At 40.8% G+C, this 19,803-nt stretch carries 17 protein-coding genes and 3 pseudogenes; 9 read left to right on the top strand and 11 right to left on the bottom strand.

Annotated features, from left to right (window positions below):
* Positions 1-158: 158 nt before the first annotated feature.
* Positions 159-434: pseudogene (locus ICL16_RS47990) on the top strand (IS66 family transposase); the annotation flags it as partial.
* Between the two features lie 486 nt (positions 435-920).
* On the opposite strand, the pseudogene ICL16_RS44720 reads toward ICL16_RS47990, so the two are convergent.
* Positions 921-1,613 (bottom strand): annotated as a pseudogene (locus tag ICL16_RS44720) (IS1 family transposase).
* Between the two features lie 39 nt (positions 1,614-1,652).
* Here ICL16_RS44720 and ICL16_RS44715 point away from each other — a divergent pair.
* The 5 genes and pseudogenes from ICL16_RS44715 to ICL16_RS44695 form a co-directional block, all read left to right on the top strand.
* Positions 1,653-3,283: pseudogene (locus ICL16_RS44715) on the top strand (IS1634 family transposase); the annotation flags it as partial.
* Positions 3,284-3,955: 672 nt separating this feature from the next.
* Positions 3,956-4,852, top strand: a complete 897-nt coding sequence (locus ICL16_RS44710) for an ATP-binding protein (RefSeq protein WP_190839220.1) — start codon at positions 3,956-3,958, stop codon at positions 4,850-4,852.
* On the top strand, positions 4,845-5,051 hold the full coding sequence (locus ICL16_RS44705; RefSeq protein WP_190839218.1) for a hypothetical protein: 207 nt from the start codon (positions 4,845-4,847) through the stop codon (positions 5,049-5,051). Before ICL16_RS44710 ends, ICL16_RS44705 begins: the two co-directional genes overlap by 8 nt.
* A 16-nt stretch (positions 5,052-5,067) precedes the next feature.
* A complete protein-coding gene (locus ICL16_RS44700) occupies positions 5,068-5,274 on the top strand; it encodes a hypothetical protein (RefSeq protein WP_190839215.1) in 207 nt (68 codons plus the stop codon).
* Complete coding sequence (locus ICL16_RS44695) at positions 5,274-5,642, top strand: hypothetical protein (RefSeq protein ID WP_190839212.1); 369 nt, start codon at positions 5,274-5,276, stop codon at positions 5,640-5,642. The genes ICL16_RS44700 and ICL16_RS44695 overlap by 1 nt, the downstream gene beginning before the upstream one ends.
* 230 nt (positions 5,643-5,872) lie before the next feature.
* Here the strand turns inward: ICL16_RS44695 and ICL16_RS44690 are convergent, their stop codons facing one another.
* Both ICL16_RS44690 and ICL16_RS44685 read right to left on the bottom strand, forming a co-directional pair.
* Positions 5,873-6,130, bottom strand: a complete 258-nt coding sequence (locus ICL16_RS44690; protein ID WP_190839210.1) for a hypothetical protein — start codon at positions 6,128-6,130, stop codon at positions 5,873-5,875.
* 14 nt (positions 6,131-6,144) lie between these two features.
* The gene (locus ICL16_RS44685; RefSeq protein ID WP_190839207.1) at positions 6,145-6,720 is read right to left on the bottom strand and encodes a hypothetical protein; all 576 of its coding nucleotides are present in this window, start codon (positions 6,718-6,720) and stop codon (positions 6,145-6,147) included.
* 14 nt (positions 6,721-6,734) lie between these two features.
* Here ICL16_RS44685 and ICL16_RS44680 point away from each other — a divergent pair, with 14 nt between their 5' ends.
* Positions 6,735-7,019 (top strand): hypothetical protein, encoded by a 285-nt coding sequence (locus ICL16_RS44680; RefSeq protein WP_190839205.1) that lies wholly within the window; start codon positions 6,735-6,737, stop codon positions 7,017-7,019.
* Between the two features lie 37 nt (positions 7,020-7,056).
* Complete coding sequence (locus ICL16_RS44675; protein WP_190839203.1) at positions 7,057-8,022, top strand: aldo/keto reductase; 966 nt, start codon at positions 7,057-7,059, stop codon at positions 8,020-8,022.
* Between the two features lie 2 nt (positions 8,023-8,024).
* On the opposite strand, the gene lpxB is transcribed toward ICL16_RS44675, so the two are convergent.
* The 6 genes from lpxB to purC form a co-directional block, all read right to left on the bottom strand.
* Positions 8,025-9,176: a lipid-A-disaccharide synthase gene (gene lpxB / locus ICL16_RS44670; RefSeq protein WP_190839201.1), complete on the bottom strand. Its 1,152-nt coding sequence runs from the start codon at positions 9,174-9,176 to the stop codon at positions 8,025-8,027.
* A 261-nt stretch (positions 9,177-9,437) separates the two neighbouring features.
* On the bottom strand, positions 9,438-10,253 hold the full coding sequence (gene lpxA / locus ICL16_RS44665) for an acyl-ACP--UDP-N-acetylglucosamine O-acyltransferase (protein ID WP_190839199.1): 816 nt from the start codon (positions 10,251-10,253) through the stop codon (positions 9,438-9,440).
* A 218-nt stretch (positions 10,254-10,471) separates the two neighbouring features.
* On the bottom strand, positions 10,472-11,002 hold the full coding sequence (fabZ, locus tag ICL16_RS44660) for a 3-hydroxyacyl-ACP dehydratase FabZ (protein WP_190839197.1): 531 nt from the start codon (positions 11,000-11,002) through the stop codon (positions 10,472-10,474).
* Between the two features lie 80 nt (positions 11,003-11,082).
* Positions 11,083-11,934, bottom strand: a complete 852-nt coding sequence (gene lpxC / locus ICL16_RS44655) for a UDP-3-O-acyl-N-acetylglucosamine deacetylase (protein WP_190839196.1) — start codon at positions 11,932-11,934, stop codon at positions 11,083-11,085.
* 52 nt (positions 11,935-11,986) lie between these two features.
* Entirely contained in the window at positions 11,987-14,464 is a 2,478-nt protein-coding gene (locus ICL16_RS44650; RefSeq protein ID WP_190839195.1) for a BamA/TamA family outer membrane protein, read from the bottom strand.
* 185 nt (positions 14,465-14,649) lie between these two features.
* The gene (purC, locus tag ICL16_RS44645) at positions 14,650-15,390 is read right to left on the bottom strand and encodes a phosphoribosylaminoimidazolesuccinocarboxamide synthase (RefSeq protein WP_190839194.1); all 741 of its coding nucleotides are present in this window, start codon (positions 15,388-15,390) and stop codon (positions 14,650-14,652) included.
* Positions 15,391-15,602: 212 nt separating this feature from the next.
* Between purC and ICL16_RS44640 the strand changes: the two genes are divergently transcribed.
* On the top strand, positions 15,603-15,878 hold the full coding sequence (locus tag ICL16_RS44640) for a DUF7219 family protein (RefSeq protein WP_190839193.1): 276 nt from the start codon (positions 15,603-15,605) through the stop codon (positions 15,876-15,878).
* 59 nt (positions 15,879-15,937) lie between these two features.
* Here ICL16_RS44640 and ICL16_RS44635 read toward each other — a convergent pair whose 3' ends face one another.
* Both ICL16_RS44635 and ICL16_RS44630 read right to left on the bottom strand, forming a co-directional pair.
* Positions 15,938-18,502 carry an adenylate/guanylate cyclase domain-containing protein gene (locus tag ICL16_RS44635; protein WP_190839191.1) on the bottom strand — a complete coding sequence of 855 codons (2,565 nt, stop codon included), beginning with the start codon at positions 18,500-18,502 and terminating at the stop codon, positions 15,938-15,940.
* Positions 18,503-18,663: 161 nt separating this feature from the next.
* Entirely contained in the window at positions 18,664-19,797 is a 1,134-nt protein-coding gene (locus tag ICL16_RS44630; RefSeq protein WP_190839190.1) for a glycosyltransferase family 4 protein, read from the bottom strand.
* Positions 19,798-19,803: the final 6 nt, after the last annotated feature.

Genomic DNA, 19,803 nt, shown 5'->3' with positions numbered 1-19,803 from the left:
AGGACAGTGGCTCCTAGAAGAGTTGAGGGAACTAATACAAACCCTCGGCTCTGGCGACGGGGACAACAACCTTGACCCAGTCCCCGGTCGCCTCTACAGGGTCTGTCGGCTAGCGCAAGCCGCAGAACATCCCAAATTGAAAGCTCTCGCACTCATTGATTTTAAGGGACTGGGATGCTGTAGTTGCATTTGTCCATCATCCTGGACTACCACCTACCAATAATGAAGCTGAACGTGCCCTTAGACATGCAGTGATTGCACGGCGGATTAGCTATGGTACGAGGACTTTTGAAGGCAGTTTGGCTTATTGTTCACTTTTCAGCGTGATTGAAACCTGTCGGTTGAGAAAAGTAGATCCTTGGTCTTACATTGCCCAAGTAATTGCTCTCGGTCGTAAGGGATTATTGCCTCCTCCTATTCCCGTTGCTGCTTGAGGGGGGGAGTGAAAAGTTACATAAACACAGATAAATTTGTACCGATTCAGGCTAGGAAACGCTATATACACGCTTTTTGGCTTTGGCTTGGCTCAATTGTCTATTAATAATATCTATTCTCATTAAGTCTTAAAATACTACTCCAGTCTATAGTTCACAAATACTATTTACTGAAAATTAGTTAAGTACTAATGAACTTGTGACAGTTAGGGTGCGGAATGTGGGTTACTAGTTATGACACAGCTAAATAGTTTAGAACTCCCGGTTCGCCCATTTTTTGATGAGTTAGAAAAATAAGCAGTCAAAAGTATACCCAGCGAGCTATTTACAAAAGCACAGAGTAGGTATAATTTCGGGTTTATGCATACAGAACCTACAATTATAAACGAACGAGTGGATGATATTCCTGTACTGCTAACACAATTAGAGCGTATGGGTGTAAAGCAACTACTTGATCAGCACGGCGTTGCATAAATGCGGGATGATTTAAATTAATACGGGTATTTCCCAATACTTCAGATAATGAAGTAATAATCGAATTGAGTACTTCAGCATATCTACTGATTTAGAATAACATAATGTTTTTCGATGCAGTCGCGCTAGATAATGACGTAAACGGACAATTACCTTCAACTCTTGTCATGTATGTTTTGCTTACAATATGATCTCCCGGCTCAATAAAACTCGGATACACTTTCCATCCATCTGTGACATAGAAATAGCATCGCCAACAGCAAACAATGTCCCATAGAGGTTTGAATGTTTCCGCACTATGATCCCCCAACACCCAAGCCAGAATTCCTTGGCTAAAGTGGTTTACCGCTGTCCAAAGCCAAATTTTGTTTTTTTTTGAACCCACAAAAGTTTCCAATTCACTCAGCTTCAGCAACTTCGGGAATTTCAGATTCAGGTGGTGCATCGGGCAGTTGTTCACCAATCTGTTTAACCCAATAAATGATAGTTGTATGATGAACTCCTGTGGCACGCTCAATTGCACGAAATCCCATGCCGTTAACATACAACTTTAAACATTCAACTTTAATCTCATCGGAGTATCCTTTCGGTGGACTATAGACATCTATAAATTGACGACCGCAGTGGGTACAAATGTAATTTTGTTTACCTCTGCGCTTCCCATTTCTCCTAATCTCAGCTTTACTCACAGTATAGACATTGCACAGTACAATTCCTCAATTCATCCCTCTATTATGCAACGCCCTTGATCAGCACTTCCCCACACATGGAAATTGGCAAGGAGAAAGCTTAGGGAGTATAGCAGTAATTTGGTTGACGCATATACTTTCACAAGCTGATCATCGTTTAAACCATGTGCAAGGATGGGTAGCGAAAAGGTTAGAAACATTAAAAATGTTTGTTGGGGAAAAGTTAGAAGAATTAGACCTTACAGACGACCGTCTGCAATCGCTATTACGTTATCTTAATAGAGATGATGATTGGAAACGATTTGAGGCAGAACTTTCTGGAAACATTATACAAGTTTACGATTTAAATCCAGAAAAGATACGTTTAGATAGTACAACAGCTAGTAGTCACTGTGGCGTAAACACATTCGGACTATTTCAATTTGGTCATAGTAAAGACCATCGACCAGACTTGGCACAAGTCAAAATTATGCTATCGACTTTAGACCCATTAGGTCTGCCAATAGCAACGGAAATATTATCAGGAAATAAAGCCGATGACCCATTATATATTCCAGCGATTAACCAAGTACGTTCGACACTTGAAAAATCAGGAATGTTATATGTTGGTGACTGTAAAATGGCATCAATAGCAACTCGTACTCACATTGCTCTGGGTCAAGATTTTGATCTTTGTCCCTTAAGCGCTAAACAAATAACACGAGAAGAAATTGGACAATATCTTCAAGGAGTTTGGGATGGAGAGCAACAACTAACGACTATTGATTATGATTATGCGGATGGGGAAAACAAGCAAATTGCCGAAGGTTTTGAACGGGAATTAGCTCACACAGTTAAAGTAGATGGTAAAGAATTTACTTGGAAAGAGCGACAATTAATAGTACGTTCTTTTGCCATAGCAGAAACAGAAGAAAAGTCGTTGCGTGAACGTTTACAAAAAACCTCCTCTGCTCTCGAAGAATTGAGAAAGCCACGTCGCGGCAAGAAAAAATTAACATCCCTTGATCAATGGGAAGCATCTGTAGCAGCGATTCTAAAACGTTATCGCACTAATGGACTATTTAAAATTAATCTTCAAATTACAACAGTTCAAAAAACTACTAGGCGATATCTTGATAGACTACCTCAAACTGTAGAAGAAACATCCATTAAGCTAGATTTTGAGATTTTGGAATCAGCTGTTACACAACAAATTAAATTATTGGGTTGGCGTGTTTACGTTACTAATCAAACCTCAACGATCCTGCCTCTTAAACAAGCAGTTCGTTGTTATAGGGACGAGTATTTGACAGAGCGAGGATTTGCTAGACTCAAAGGTTTCCCCTTGTCATTGACACCAATTTACTTGCTTTCGTGTTGACCATATTACTGGTTTGATTCGACTACTTTCCATTGGTTTGCGTGTCTTAACCTTATTAGAGTTCCAGGTACGTTCTAGTCTTAAAGAAAATCAAGAAAAACTTTCAGGACTTTATACAGGTAATCCCAAGCGATCAACTGCACGCCCTACTGCTGAACGCAATTGCTGCTTTTAAAGAAATTACACTAATATTAATTGAGGTGAAAAATGAGGTGTATGCCCATTTAACTAATCTCTCTCCTTTACAGGAGCGTATTCTTGGTTTACTTGGGTTCCCCATCGCTATCTATACTCAACTTGATGGTCAATCTTTGACTCCTGAGTAGGATAAGAGTCGCTCGGACAAGCGTCAAAGGCTGAAACACCAAAATATTGAAATTTTGACAGCAGAAAATATCTGTTTTTAACAACTTAGAAAAGCACAACTTACTTTAAATAAAGAAAAAAACAAACCTAATTTTTACTCCTTATTTGTACACGGGCGCTTACCCAGGTAGGAGAACGTATTCGTCCGCGCTTCAGTGTGTATAAAATGTTTTATCTGACTCTTCGTACTGATTTGTAATTTCTGCCTTTACGCTTTTGCTCACTTTTATCTAACTCCTGAAAAAATAGGCGAACCGGGAGTTAGAACTTACTAGATAGGAAGATGTGAAAGCTTGATTTTTCCAATTGCTGATTACACCTTCAAGGTTGTATAAAACTTTCATAAAGCTCTTGACAACCACTGACATCTCCTGGTTAAATACTGGTATTATCAAGCTAAACAGATTTGTTTGATTGGGTCAGGGGCAGTCAAGTCAGCAGTCAAGCAAATAGACAGATGCACTACAAATTCTAATGCTTAATGGAAGCAGGAGAATATCTGCTGCGGTTTTAGCAGATTGCTGCTCCTATCTGTATGGGAAGCTGAGTGTTTGAGTTATCTACAACAGTGACATGCTTCCACTTGACTCTTAGGTAGCACAAAAGGTTTAAAGTTCTTTAACTTTATAAATATGAGTGGTATTATTCACGGTTGCAGTGGATTGTTGCAATTTAACCATGCTGAAATTCAGCGCAAAATAGTTCACCGAAAACTATTTGGGTTAGATGAATTACAAAACTATTTATTTCGATTTTGTAAGGCTATATTGACGGCTGATGCCTCTATGCTAAGTTATTTCAGTCTTTATGACCTTGCACCATCTGTTTTACTTTATGGACCACCTAATACGGGTAAGACCAGTTTGTGCTATTTTCTTTTTGACCAGATTAAGCAAGAAGTTACTAATGAAATTAACTTTTATACTGTTAATATTGGTCGAATGCTTGATCCGGCTTTAGGTCAGTCTTCACGCAACCTAGAGCAAATATTTCAAGAATTGAGAAAGATTTGCTTAGATGGAACATCAGTATTTTTATTATTAGATGAGCTAGATACATTCTGCATGAGTCGGAGTCGCGCTCAAGAGCATGATGCTGTTCGTAGAGCAATGGCAACTTTGATGCTGGAACTTGATCAACTTAACTCGGCGACTAACCAACGCTTTTTATTATTTGGAATTACTAATGTACCCCAGCTTTTGGACACAGCGGTAGTACGTAGATTTTCTTTGAAAAGGTCAGTAGATTCAAGTTTGTCAAGGGAAGAGTTCAAGCTATACGTTGATTATTTAAATCAACCACTTAAGGTTACACTTACAGAAAAGGAAGCTGATAAGCTATACGCTATTTATCAGCAACGTGAATTCACTGTTGGAGATATAAAGAGCTTGTATAAAGATTTATTAGTTGATAAATTATGTGCTGATAGCTCTATTTATATGCAGGAAAGATTGGTTGAAGTTTTTGAAAAAGGCTTTTCAACCCATCAACACTTGAAAGACGTATTTAAGGAGCTATCAAATGACTGATGAAGATAAGATGATTTACAAATTAATAGTACACAGAAACTTTATTGGCTGGGTTATAGACAAGTTAAAGGAAGAAGGTATTTTTGCTGAAAGAACAACTGGTAATAACCGCAATGGTGACATATTAATTATAAAGCCAGAGGATGCACCACGAGTACAAGAGATAGTCCGTCAGATTCAAAATAAATATAATAGTTAAAATTAATAATAAAACAATGTCTTATATTGAAATTAAGTCTCGTAAAATCATCGATGGAACCTTGGCGCAGAAAATTATAGATAAAGGAACCGTAGTATCAGTTTTAACTACAGGAAAAATTACTAAACAGGCTAAGGAAAAGTTTGACGCCGCCAACATAGCATGGGCAGAGAATATTCCTGAAAGAGAGTTTATGGAGCGTGAAGCTCAGGAGGAAGGCTAATGTTAGAAATCAGCTTTTATTCAAAAAACGGTCATCCACCGCATGATGTAGAATTAATAGATGAAATTTATGAGTGGTTGGCGAAATCTGATTTCTCTAAGATAGGCAAATCTGTACCTAGAAAAATTTTAATAGACGGTGAAAAACAGACACTACCTCTAGTTATGTTATCTAAAGGTAATCGTAAGAAGCTAAAAGCTTTTTTAGGTAAGGAGATTATCAGCGAATGTGACTCTGTGTTAACTAAGCTAGGAGACTCACCTTCAAAACAAGAGTATCAGGATGGAACTCAGCGACTTAGGAAGTTGCAAGAGTTGTTGAAGTGTGTAGATAACGAACACTATGACTATCTTCAACGAGTAAGTTAAATAATCAAGGCTAGAAAAAAATGCGCAAATACCCCTAAAAGTTATGCAAAAGCACAACTGAAACAGCAAGACGTAATGTGTGTCAAGTACCTAAAGAGTTACTTTTCCTCATTGTCCTCGTCGTGTTAGCGATCGCAATCTTCCATTTTCGCGTCGAGTTCACGGCGAGCAGCTACCATAGCAAGATTTATGTTTTATTATCACATTTTTATTAAATTATTTATGATTGCTTACTGTTGGATTTCCTTAACTAGTAACTGTTCGCGTTCTTCAATCCATGCAAGTTTTTTCAAGAGTTTTTGCTTGTAGATGCGTAGTTCATCTAACTGGTTTTGGAGATAATTAGGGTCGATTAATTCTTGAACATTTTTTATTTTTTGTTCTTCAGATATTGGGAGTCCTGATATTGCAAATTGTTCGATTTCATCTAGTTTTTTCCAATGTTCTAGTTGTGCGGGTGTTGGTTGATAGGTTTTCGGTTTTGACATATAACTATCCTTGGTTAATCAAAAGTTGATTTTCGTTTTTGTTCTTGGTCTAGAATAAACATCGATGCGGCATTGGATGTCAGTATCATTTCTCCAGAGCCGTTTGTTTCAATAAATTCTATCTCTTGATAAAACTTTTTGGCTGCTTGGATTGCTATTACTTTTACAATACCACCAAAATCTAGATTTTGACTTTCACGTACTATCCCTTCAATTAGTGATGTAGCTGCTCCTTTCTTTTTCTCTGGTTGTGGGTAGGTAATTGTATTCCAGGGACTATTAGTGAGTTTTTCTATCTCTAAGCAAGACAATGACTGTCCATCAATTTCTACTTCTGTTTCTTGAATGATGCAAGCTGCAGCTAATAAACCTTGATCATCTATTACACCTCTAAAATCTTCTCCTCTTTCTAATAAATCATTGTCAAGCTCTCTTACTTTTGAAATGCAATTGTAGAATGTGGTGTTTCTGGCATTTTCTTCATTACCCTGGTAGTAAATATTTACATAGTCTTTAATTTTTCTTTGCCACATAATCAAACCTTGTTGAAGTTCTTTTGTCGCACCTACAATATATCTAAATTCGTTCATTTTTGCTGTTGTTTTTGATAATCTATTTTACCAAATTAGGCTATGGCAGTCCTAAATCATGCGGTAAAACCAAAAATCCTGGTTTCTCGGAGAAACAGGGGGCAAGAGCGAAAAAACGGCGCGAGTGGCGCGTACTGCTTGACTATAAGTTTTCTACTCAAAGCTGTTTGGTAAACAAGTTGTGGGGTAGTTGGCAATTAAGTATTACAGTGGCAGATAGTAGGATCGCGATCGCCATCTTCCATTTTCGCGTCGATTTCACGGCGATCGGCTGCTACGTATTTCAAAAGCCTAAGTAACATAATAAGTGAAGCAATTTCGCTCTAAAAGCAAATCATGACAGAAAGAACGACGCGGCGTAATTTCATCATCACTAGTGTTGCTGTGGCTGGTGGTATAGTCGGAGGTACTGCTTTGCAAGAAAATGCGAGCAATACTGCTACTCCACCTGCAACAATGCCAGAAAGATTACTAGGAAGCACGGGTGTAAAAGTTCCGATTTTTGGATTAGGTGGAGCGGGACAAACGCCTCTATCCCAGGAAGGAAAAGAAAAAGATTCTGTGACAATTATCGAAAAAGCACTGCAACTTGGCATCCGTTATTTTGATACTGCCGCAAGTTATGGTCCTAGTGAAGATTATCTCGGAAAAGTTTTACCTGCCCATCGTTCAAAGTTATTTTTAGCGAGTAAAACTGATAAAAGAGATCGCGATGGTGCGTGGCGAGAGTTAGAGCGGAGTCTTAAACGTCTTCAAACAGATCATCTTGACTTGTGGCAATTGCATCACGTCTCTTTTACAAATGAACTTGACACCATCTTTAGTGCATCTGGTGCAATTAAAGCTATGGAAGAAGCGATGCAGCAAAAATTGATCCGGTTTACTGGCATTACTGGGCATCACGATCCGAAAGTGATTGCTGAAGGATTGCGTCGCTATCCTTTCCACACAACCCTGATCCCTGTAAATGCCGCCGATAAATATCACCCTCGTCCTTTCCTACCTGTAGTTTTACCAGTGGCGCAGCAAAAAAATGTCGGTGTAATTGCGATGAAAGTACCAGCTTACGGTAGGTTGTTCAAACCAGGTGGATTGCAAGGTATGGAACAAGCTATGGGATACAGTCTTTCTCAACCTGGTGTTCATTGTTGTGTAATTGCGGCTGAGACGGTTAAGCAATTAGAAGGTAATGTGAATGTAGCGCGAGCTTTCCAGTTACTTAATAAAAAGGAACTAGCAGCTATTGAGCAGCGTACTGCCAAAATTTGGGAAGATAGTACATTTTTCCGCGCATGGACATAAAATTATCTACTGGGTAGCATGGACAAAATTTCTTGCGCAGCACGATCGCACACCCCTACTTCTCCAATACTTTGCCGCATTTGCTGATAATCTAGCTGCATTTGCTGTCTACGTTCTGGATTCAACAATAATTCCATCGCGGAAAGAACAATATTCTCTGGAGTTGCTTTTTCTTGAATAAACTCTGGCACAATCTCCTTCATTACAACTAAATTAGTAGGTGAAGCAAAGGGGAAAGAAATTTTCATAATCTTTGTCCCCACCCAGTAAGTAAACGGGTGCAATCTGTACATTACAACTTGCGGCACATTTAACAGCGCTAGTTCCAAATTAACAGTGCCACATTTAGTAATTGCTAAATCCGCTGCCGCAAGTACTTCTTGTTGTTGCCCAGAGACAACGGTGGCTTGTAAACCATATCGTTGTACTGCTTCTTCAATCGGTTTTCGGTAAATTTCTAAAGATAAAGGAATCCAAAAATGTGCTTGAGGTACTTTAGCTTGAATTACTTGAGCCGCCTCAAACATCATCGGCAGCAGATACTTAATTTCTTGACTGCGAGAAGCAGGTAGAAGAGCGATACTTGTTACATCGTCCCCTATTCCTAACAAGGAGCGCGCCACTTCTCGACTAGGATAATCCTGAATTTTATCTACTAAAGGATGCCCCACCCACGTAACATTTGCACCTTGGTCTTGGAAAAATTGAGCTTCTGTAGCAAATATAGCTAATAACTTGTTGCTAATACTGATAATTTGCTTAGTATTACCCGAACTAATGGAACTAACCCAAACTTGTGGGGCAATATAATATACAACTGGTACTTGCGGTAGATGACGACGAATGTAACTACCGATCGCCAGATTTGGTCCCATATAATCAATCAACACCACCAAATCAGGAGGATGTTGCTTGAGGTAGGCGATCGCTTTTCGCTGAATTTGAAGAGTAGGTAAGATAAAAGGCAGCGATTCGAGAATGCCAAAAGAGGCAATACCAGTAGTATTACCCAACAAGGTACCCCCAGCCGCTGCCATCTTTTCGCCACCCAGCGCCACAATTTCTAACTCCACAGCTTGACGCTTGAGTGCTGCAATCAAAAGAGATCCTTGTAAATCACCGGACACTTCGCCAGTGCTAATAAATATACGCATGAGAGAAAAAGTGAGGAGTTAAAAGTTAATCGGTTTGTTACCTCGTCGCCTCGTTCCCAGTCTCTGACTGGGAATGCCCCTTGGGAGGCTCCGCCTCCAGTTCTGGCGGCAGAGCCGCAATGCAAATGCATTTCCTGGTAGAACCAGGAAACGAGATGAGACGAATGTATATCCAGTGAGCTGTCTTCTTACTTGAGCTTTGAGCCGAGAAATTTATTTCTCGGCGGACGAAAAAGCTAGTGTAAGATTTGTCATAACTCCTCACTCTTCACTAATAACTGCTTTGCCCTTACCTGGAATTAAGCCGCGTCTTCCTGGCATTTGAGAAAGTAGCAGAAAGCGACGCAAGTGCTGTAGATATGGAGTATCACCTAGCAATTCCAGTTGTTCCAAAGCTTCTTTAAAAGTTAAGTTAGAACGATACAAAAAGCGGAAGGCTTTTTTCAGCATTTGCAAATCGGTAGGATCGATACCAGATCTTTTCAGTCCGACAAGATTGAGGGTTCGCACTCGTGCCGGATTACCTTCTACCAGCATGTACGGTGGTACATCTCGGTTAATGCGTGCCATGCCTCCCACCATCGCTTGCCTACCGATATGTACAAATTGATGAACTCCCAAAACTCCACCTAGCCTAGCAAATGATTCTATATGAACATGACCTCCCAATGCTACAGAATTGGGAATGATTACATTGTTTTCAATTACACAGTTATGAGCTACGTGGACGTATGCCATCAGTAGGTTATTGTTACCAATTACCGTCGCTTCACTTGCACCAGTGGCGCGGTTGATAGTGACGTACTCACGAATTGAGTTGTTATCCCCAATTTTGACCCAACTGGGTTCTCCGACAAACTTGAGATCTTGGGGTTCCATGCCAATGGCAGCGCCTGCAAAAATTTGATTTCGCGCCCCAATTTCCAGAGGTCCCTCCAGTACAGCATGAGCGCCAATGATAGTTTCACAACCGACTTTCACATGCGCTCCAATCACAGCATAGGCACCGACTTGCACTGTATGGTGGAGTTCCGCATGAGGATGAATGACAGCAGTGGGATGAATAAGTGTTTTCAAAAGTGCATCTCCAAAACAGTATGCGTGCGAAGTATTGTAGAGACGTTCGGTTAGAACGTCTATTGAGCCGAAAGCGTCGGGTTAGCTTAATTGAGCGTGTGAGGGCGGCGAAAATTTAAAATTTACACTATGCTGTTGTGGCTAAAATATTTTCTTGATATCCTTGTTCAGGATTCAGTAAAGGCACATTTGGATAGTGCCAATACCACAACGTTTTTTTATTTAGCTAGAGAAAACATCAGTTCGCCTTCAGCAGCGAGCTGACCGTCAACTTCGGCACGACCTTGCATCTTACCGAAACGACGCTGTTTAACCCACAACAGTTCCACGGTCATTATGAGCTGATCTCCAGGAACAACTTCACGGCGAAAGCGGACTTTATCTATACCAGCGAATAGGAAAAGTCCGCCCTCGTACTCAGGTAATTGGGTCATGACTATCCCACCGACTTGTGCCATTGCTTCTACAATTAAAACTCCTGGCATAAGCGGACGCCCTGGGAAGTGTCCTTGGAAATGAGGTTCATTAAAACTAACGTTTTTAATGCCAACTGCTAGTTTTCCAGGAACATATTTAATTATCCGATCTACAAGCGCAATTGGGTAGCGGTGGGGTAGCAGTTTATGAATGTCTTCTACGGTGAAAACAACTTTATTTTCAGATTGGTTACTGGTGTCATCACCATCTGGCTGATGATGGGAAGATGCAGGTGTGGGAATTTCGATGGTGGCTTCGCTAACTGTTGTCATTGACTCTATGTAAGATTTTGGATTAGGGATTGGGAATGGCTAATTGTTAATGGCAAATCGTTACAATTAACTATTAGCCATTATCCATTAGCCATTGCCAAAATTTCTGTTGCCAGCTGAATGTGTAAGTTGTGACTGGCTTTGTAAGCTACAAAGTGAGCGCAGGGAAAAATTCCCAACAAACTCAAATCTCCTACTAAATCCAAGATTTTATGACGTACTGGCTCATTTGGAAATCTTAATGGTGGATTTAACCAGCCATCAGGTCCACAAACAAGAGCATTATCTAAGCTTCCACCTTTAATTAAACCTGATTTTTGTAGGTGTTCAATTTGATGTAGTAACCCGAAGGTGCGGGCGATCGCAATCTCCGCGACAAAGCTAGAAGAGGCAAGTTGGCGATCGCTACTGAGTGACCAACTGTGCCATTGATTCCCAATAGCAGGTAGCTCAAAATCAATCCCGTAGGTAAAGCGGGTTTCTTGTGCCGGAAGGGCGGCGACAAATGCATCGTCTTGACGTACCCAAATTGGCTCTTTAATGGTAAGCGGGGGAACCTCGTCACTACTTAGCGGCTGTACACCTGCACTAGCAATGCTTTTTGCCCATTCCAGCGCTGAACCATCTAAAAGCGGGAGTTCTGAACCATCAATTTCAATCCGGGCATTATCTATACCCATAGACGATAGCGCTGCTAACAAATGTTCTACAGTGCGCACACTCGCTTCCCCAGAACCTAACTGTGTCGAAAGAACAGTTTGACTAACCGCTGACACGGCAGCCGGAATTTCTGGAGTATCTGGTAAATCTACCCGCACAAAGTAGCGTCCACTGTTTGCTGCTGCGGGTAATATGCGCACGTGGGTAGTCACTCCGCTATGCAATCCTACCCCTATTTGCGTAATTTCCCTACCTATTGTGTGCTGTTGCATAAAATTTTACCAAAAAAAACTGTAGAGACGCGATTTATCGCGTCTCTACGAATTAAAATCTTTCGCCGATACCAAAGTTAATGCGGCTATCACCGTCGTCAGTGATACCATAGTCGATCCGAATAGGTCCGAGTGGAGACTGTACCCGTACTCCAAGTCCATAGCCAAAACCAGTACCGTTTTTATTAAGTACTTCCGATACTCTTGTGCCGGTTCCTAAGTCGCTACCGACATCAAAGAATAATGCGCCACTGACAACAGAGAAAACTGGGAAGCGATACTCAACAGATGCTTGAACGAAACTCCGTCCTGTACCTAATTGTCCTTCGTCATAGCCCCGAACTGAGTTACTACCACCAAGGGAAAAAGCTTCGTAAGGAGGTAAGTCGCCGATAATAGTTCCCGCTTGAATATTGAAAGCTAGGGCTTGTGGTCCTCTGGAAAAGTTAGTGAATCTCACCGGGAAATATTGACTGTAGCTACCTCTGAGCCTGGTGAGAAAAATGCTACCCAGTCCTACGGGTACTGATTGATCGATTCCCAAACGTAGAACAGAACCGCTAGTCGGTTGTAGGGGATTATTACGGCGATCGCGTGCTGCGCCTAATTGTAAAAACAGTAGATCGTCTCTACCTTCTCCAGATGCGCTAAGATCAACACACCGTTCTCTACGGATGACGGGATCATTACAATTATCTTCTAACCTTACCCGTCCAAACCTTCTGACATCACCTTCAGAATCTTGGACTGAAACTCTTTGATACTGCAACCCAGCAGATGCTGTCCACTCTGCATTTTCAAAGACATTTCTGGATAAAGGACGGCTAAAGGTAATACCACCACCTAAACGCACAATCCGGGGGCGATCGCCTTCCTCACTTGGATCGCCTTGGTTAAAGGTTTCAACATTAAAGTCATCGTCACCATCAAAAATTAGTGAAATGGATCGACGACGGAAAATGTTAGCGGTATAAGAAGTTCGATAGGGATCTCCTGCAATCCAGGGATCGGTAAAGCGGAAGTCAAACAGTTGATCGCGCACACCTATTTGTACATCACCCCCCAACTTCTGGTTCCTTCCGTTCAAGTTCTGCTCTTGATAACTGATGCTACCAAACAGTCCACTGGCGGAACTAATCCCCGCCCCTGCCCCGATAGAACCAGTGTTACGCTCAACCACGTTGACAATGACATCAACCTTGGTAGGATCTGTACCGGGGTCAAGGGAGACATTCACATCTTCAAACAATCCTAGACCAAATACCCGTTGTAAGTCTCTTTGTACCGTGTTACGGTTAAATACTTGTCCTGGCTTTAACTGTATTTCCCGTGTAATAATGTAGGGCTGTGTCCGTCCCCGAATTGGTTTGCCCTTTTCATCCGTTTCCTGACCTTCTTTATTGCGGTATCTAATGCGAACATTTTCCACCACCCCTTCTACAACTTGCAGGGTGACAACTCCATTCTCAGATACCTGAGGCGCTCCAACTACGTTTGCTAAAACGAAACCTTGGTCTTGATAGCGCTTGGTTAACTTCTTAATGCTTTCTTGTAATTCCCGCAGGTTGAGGATTCTACCATACTGCGGTTTAAATATTTCATCTACCGCGTTTGGTGGTAGTACTGACTGGATGTTTGTGCCGGGATTTGCTTGTACTTGCACCTTAGTTAACACAGGGTTAGGTCGGACAACAAAACCGATCCGCACACCCAAGGGAGTATCTTCTGGTAATGCTTGGACATTAGAAAAGAATCCAGTGGCAAAAATGGCGTTGATATCTTCTTGTAGTTGAGTGCGGGTTGTTGTTCGCCCTGCTTGGGTACGAATTACTCTGTAAATTTCGTTTTCTAATTCCGGTGATAATTGTCCTGTTTCCGCTCTGATCGAAACTTCAGATACTAGTACCCGCGTTTCATCGGCTGATTGAGACTCGTTTGGTTGAGTATTTTCTGGTTGTGTGGGTTCAGTGGGTTGAGTATTTTCTGGCTGTGTAGGTTGATCCTGAGGCGGTAAGTTAGGCGTTTGTTGCTGCGTTTCTGGAATAGGCGATTGCTGATTCGGAGCGGGAGCTTGTGGTATTTGTTGATTATCAGGAGGGGGAATATCTGGAACTGTGTTGGGGGGAGTTGTGGGATTTTGCGGCTGCGTTACTGGTTCCTCAATAGGCGATTGCTGATTCGGAGTAGGGCTAGGTTGTGGTATCTGCTGATTTGTCGCCGGCGGAATTTCTGGAACCCTATTGCTTGGCGGGTTTTGAGCAGTTGGTGTAGATATAACTACGTCTTTAGCTGTAGAGGTAGGTATAACTACGTCTTTGGTTGTTTTTGGGATAGTTGAGCTTAGCTCCAATACTTCTGGTGAAGTTACGGCTGTAACTCTTGACACCTCAACAAATTCATGCTTTTGATTATTCAGTAAAACTTCTTCTTTCTGTTGAGAATTGCTTGGGGTTTGTGCATTTGCATTCAGTGAGCCGCCAAAAGGCGCTGCAACTGCCACCACAGTTACTAAAAGGGGGGATAAGCGCATTTTATTTAGATTCCTCCTCAAGTCCACACACCAACGATTACGCGATTATATTGCGATCCAAAAAGTTAAGAATAAAATAATTCTTTCTTTTGCCTTTTTACTTTACTAGCCAGACGACAACAGGCATCCATTTAATAAGAATCCTTTATGTTTCTTTTTGATGAAAGCTGATTGCGATTAGCTACCTACTTTAGCGTGGAATCTACTACTTTTAATACTCTTTGTAAAACCTCCTGGTATGCATTCTCTACATTTCCTAAGTCTCGTCGGAAGCGGTCTTTATCTAGTACTCGACTATCGGGATCGCTGTTGAAGTTATCCCACAATCGGCATGTGTCTGGACTTATTTCATCTGCCAAGAGTAATTGCTGTTGTGAGTCCAACCCGAATTCTAGTTTGAAGTCCACTAAGGTAATGTCGCACCGCTGAAAAAAATCTTTGAGAAACTCGTTGACTTGTTTAGCTAGATGAGTAATTGTGTCAACTTGTTCCGGAGTGGCTAGTTGTAGCAGGTAGAGGCGATCGCTTGTCAACAGTGGATCTCCCAAAGAGTCATTTTTATAATAAAACTCAACCAATGGCTTTTTCAGTTCAGTTCCTAGTGGTAGTCCTGTTTGTTGACACAGACTTCCGGCGGCAATGTTCCTGACTACTACTTCTAACGGCAAAATTTTCACTGCTTTCACCCGCATCTGATTTGGTTGCGGAGAGTCAATATAGTGATTTTTAATACCATTTTTTTCTAACTCTTGAAATATCTGACTGGAAATGCTACAATTAATGATTCCTTTATCAACAATACTGCCGCGCTTTTGGGCGTTAAAAGCAGTTGCATCGTCTTTAAATTCAGTCAGTAAGATTTCTGGATCATCCGTTGTATAGAGGATTTTTGCTTTGCCTTCGTATAACTTTGTATGAACTGACATGGTAGAAGTTTAAGTTATGAGCGATCAACAACTTTCTGTTGAGCTTCACCATTTTATCAAGAAAGGCAAAGGGCAGAGGGATTTTATCTTTAGTCCTTTGTTACTTAGTTGCTATCATTCAGAAAAAACAAAGTTAGTAATCATTAACGCGAAGGCATAAACAATAATTAGTATAATTTTACACTTACTCATCAAAGGGTGTTGAGGAAAAAATGACCAACAAAGATGATTATCTCTATCCTCATGGTCGTTACTACGGTCAAGTCAAGCCAGAAAACTTGGTCTTTAATGCTAATTTGCAAGAATTTGCTCAGAAAATCAGCTACATATGCAGTTTAGAAACAGCAGGCAAGTTATATCCAGAAGAAGCTTACAATCAAATTAAAGCTCTTTGGAAGCAACTCAAACAGTCAAAAAAAGACCTTGGTATCGGTGAACACCCATTTGATAGCGATGATGGAAATGGTAACGATCAAACCAATGAGTAGTTCTCCCTCATATCTCTTGTACAGACGTTCCCGCAGAACTTCTGTACTAACTCCCAAAATTACCTAGTATTCCAAACACCATCCCAATATTTATCCGGAGGTTGCATCAGGTAATTATGGGAGCGTTGTAGGTGAATAGCAACGGCTTGATCGTGAGGTTGAATACTTTTAGCGGTTTCAAAATAGGTAATTGCTTGTCGAAAATTACCTTGTAAATAAGCAAAACGTCCGTTTTGATAGTGAGATAAAAATTCTTGGGTTCGTGAATCTAGGGGAGTATTGCGATCGCCAATCAATTCGTAAATTTTTACTGCTTGATTTTTCCCTTTCACCCGTATTTTATCTAATTCTCGCGCCCAAAGGCGATCGCTACACAAATTATAAGTAAATTCACTTAAAATTACGTCACAACCATATTCCTTGGTTACAGCCTCCAAACGTGAACTCAAATTCACACCATCGCCAATCACTGTGTAATCCATTCGTTTGTGTGAACCAATGTTACCCGAAACCACTTCCCCTGAACTTATACCAATTCCGATCCGGATTTGTGGCACATTTTGAGTCATGCGTCTTTGATTAAATTCTGCTAGGCGTTGACGCATATCTAACGCAGCTTCTACCGCCCGCCAAGCATGATTTTCTACGAGTGGTAGCGGCGCACCAAATACTGCCATTAAAGCATCACCAATAAACTTATCTAAAGTACCTTCATGGTTAAAAACTGCTTCCACCATTGTTTCAAAATACTGATTTAACAGCGATACTACCTCAGCAGCGCCTAAATTTTCTGTCAGTGTGGTGTAACCTCTAATATCAGAAAATAAAACTGTTACTTCCTTACGTTCACCTACCATTAACGCATCATCTCCCAATGCCATTACTTGTTCTGCTACATGAGGAGTAAGATAACGGTACATAGTAGTTTTCATCCGTTTTTCCCGACTGATATCTTCCAATACTACTAAGCCACCCCGCACCCCACCTTCTGGATTAGTTAAAGGATTAACGGTAAGATTAAGGCTACGTTCGATAGTTTTAACGTTGTTCCCACTTAGTAGCGCTCTTGATGGTGTCAGAGGTTGATTCCAAGGAATAAAAACATCTGGTTGGGTACTTGAGCGTACTGCCAGAATGTAAATACCTGTATCTTGTAGAGACGCGCCATGGCGCGTCTCTACACACAATTGCACTGTTAAACTTTGTTCTGGGACAAAATGTTTTGCTCCTGTTTTCAAACTATCTTCTAGCCGGAACTGTAAATTATCAATTGGTACAACTTCCCAAACTAGACGATTAATCAAATTTTGTTCCCATAAATGCTTGTTATTTTTCGCGTTAGCTTCTCCTAACGGACAACCTAGTAACTCCAATGCTGCATCATTAATTGTGACAATTCTACCCTCCATATCTGTAGAAATTACAGCATTAGACAAACTTTGCAGAATATCTTTTTGATACTGTTTTTCTAATAATACACTTTCAAAAAGACGGGCATTTTCTAGGGCAATTCCAGCTTGGATATTAAAAGCCCGCATAAATTCTTCATCCGATGCAGTAAAACTACCTTGCTGCTTATTAATTAGCTGTGTCACCCCGATCAATTCATTTGCCGAATTAAATACGGGTAAACATAAAATATTACGAGTTATATAACCAGTCTTTTTATCTGTAGTTGGATCAAAACGTGGATCTTTATAAGCGTCAGTGATGTTTAGTGCTTCACCAGTTGAGGCAACATATCCAGCAATACCTCGATTAGCAGGGATACAAATTTCCATCATTGTTTTCCCGTCAAGAGAAGCCACCTTAGTCCACAGTTCCCCCATTTCTTTACGATACAAAAATAGTGTGCTGCGGTCTGCCTGCATTAAAATCCGGGCTTGTTCCATGACTATCTGCAAAGTTGCTTCTAGATCCAGGCTTTGTCCTAGTGTTTGAGTTGCCCTCAACAAAGCTGTAGCACCCCGCTGATTGCGTGCTGCTACATAGAAAGACTGGCAGCTTTCTAATATAATACCAATAGAAGAAGCAAAGTCTCGAAAGCTCTTTTCATCTTCATAATTAAAAGGAATATTTCCGGCTTTATTTGCCAGTTGTACTACCGCCACAACTTGATTTTTACTACTAACAACTGGCATACATAAAATATTATGAGTCTTATAGCCCATTTGTTTTTCTAACTCTGGACTGAAGAGTGGGTGAGTGTGTGTTTTAGATATATTCAAATATTCAGTTGTACTGGCAACATATCCAGGTATACCTACATTAATGGGAATGCGAATTTCTAGAGGTTTTTGACTGTTATCTTGGGGAACTTTAGACCACAACTGATTTTTATCGTAATCTACTAAAAAAATAGTAGTATGTTCAGCTTGAAGAATCTGTCCAATTTTGAGTGTAATTGCTTCTAAAACTTTTTCTAGCATTGTTTCTAGAGCTTCATTATTAATCAAATCTATAGCTCTAAGAAATTGTTGAAATTCGGCAGTGATAAAATCAAGTAAGCAAACAAATTCGTTTACAGAAAGGTCTTTGACACGGCGTAGCAGAGCGTGAGTGCGATTAACTTGAGTAAGTTCAGTTAATGTAGCCAGGACGCTACCAGTATTAAGGAGTGTCATGGGGATGGGTAGATTTAAGATGAGCGATTTTAGATTCTAATTTCAATAATTGAGATTCACAACTAAAATCTACAAATCCGGACAATAAAGGTGAAAAAATTCACCTTTAATCAAAATCCTGTAGAGACGTTCCGCCGGAACGTCTCTACGGCATGAAATTTTTATGCCGCTTTTGGTAGTTCAGAATAAATAATTCTCTGATAGTACCCAACCAGTTGCTGTGCCGCTGCTGCCCATCCCCAACGTTCAGCATGACGACGAGCATTTTGACGTATAACTTCCCTTTCTGGTTTCCTTTCTAATAGGCGAACAGTAGCTGCGATCGCACTACTTACATCGGCTTCTGGCTCAAATAAATAACCATTAACTCCATCAGTAACAATATCGGGAATACCACCACTACGTGCTGCTACCACCGGACATCCCGCTGCCATTGCCTCTAGTAACACCAATCCCAGTGTTTCTGTACGGGAGGGGAAGATAAAAGCATCAGCGCTGGCAAAAGCAGAAGCTAAATCTGTCCCAGTAAGATAACCAACAAAATAGGTATTAGTCCCAGCAAAATGTTTTTCCAGTGCTTGACGGTGCGGCCCATCTCCCACTAATGCTAACCGTGATTGAGGAATCGCTTCTAATACCGGTTTAATGCGTTCAATTTCTTTTTCAGCAGAAAGACGCCCAACATACAGCAGTAATGGGTTTTCGGGATTATTTTGCGATAATCGCGCCCGCATTTGTTGAGAATACATGTCAGGATGGAATGATTCTGTATCCACTCCTGGTTGCCATAAATCCACTCTTTCAATCCCGTGATTTGTCAGTTCGTCCACCATCGGTTTTGAGGTACACAAATTCAATGCGGCTTGATTATGAGCTGCCTTGAGTAATTCCCACAACAATCCTTCTAGCATTGCCAAGCCGTAGTGCTGAAGATATTGGGGCAAATGGGTGTGGTAAGATGCTACTAAAGGTATATTTAATAACTTACTATAAAATATACCAGCTAATCCCAGTACGGCAGGGTTCACTACATGAATAATATCCGGTTGGAAATTTTCTAGTTCTTCACCAATTGATGGGCGAGGCAGTGCTAGTTTTAATTCTGGATATAGTGGTAAAGGAAAGCCTGAAACACCATATACTTTAGCTCCTTTGTGTTCTGTAATACCACCCTCTGGAGCAATTACTAGTACTTGATGGTGATTGCGTTGGAGATGGTCAATAATGTGACTCAAACGTGTCACAATTCCATCAACCTTGGGCAGAAAGGTTTCGGTAAATAGGGCAATTCGCATATTTAG

Origin of the sequence: Iningainema tapete BLCC-T55, assembly GCF_014698965.1 — a bacterium.
Lineage (GTDB): Bacteria > Cyanobacteriota > Cyanobacteriia > Cyanobacteriales > Nostocaceae > Iningainema > Iningainema tapete.
The sequence above is the reverse complement of the archived record's forward strand: the minus strand, read 5'-3'. Positions and strand labels throughout refer to the sequence as shown.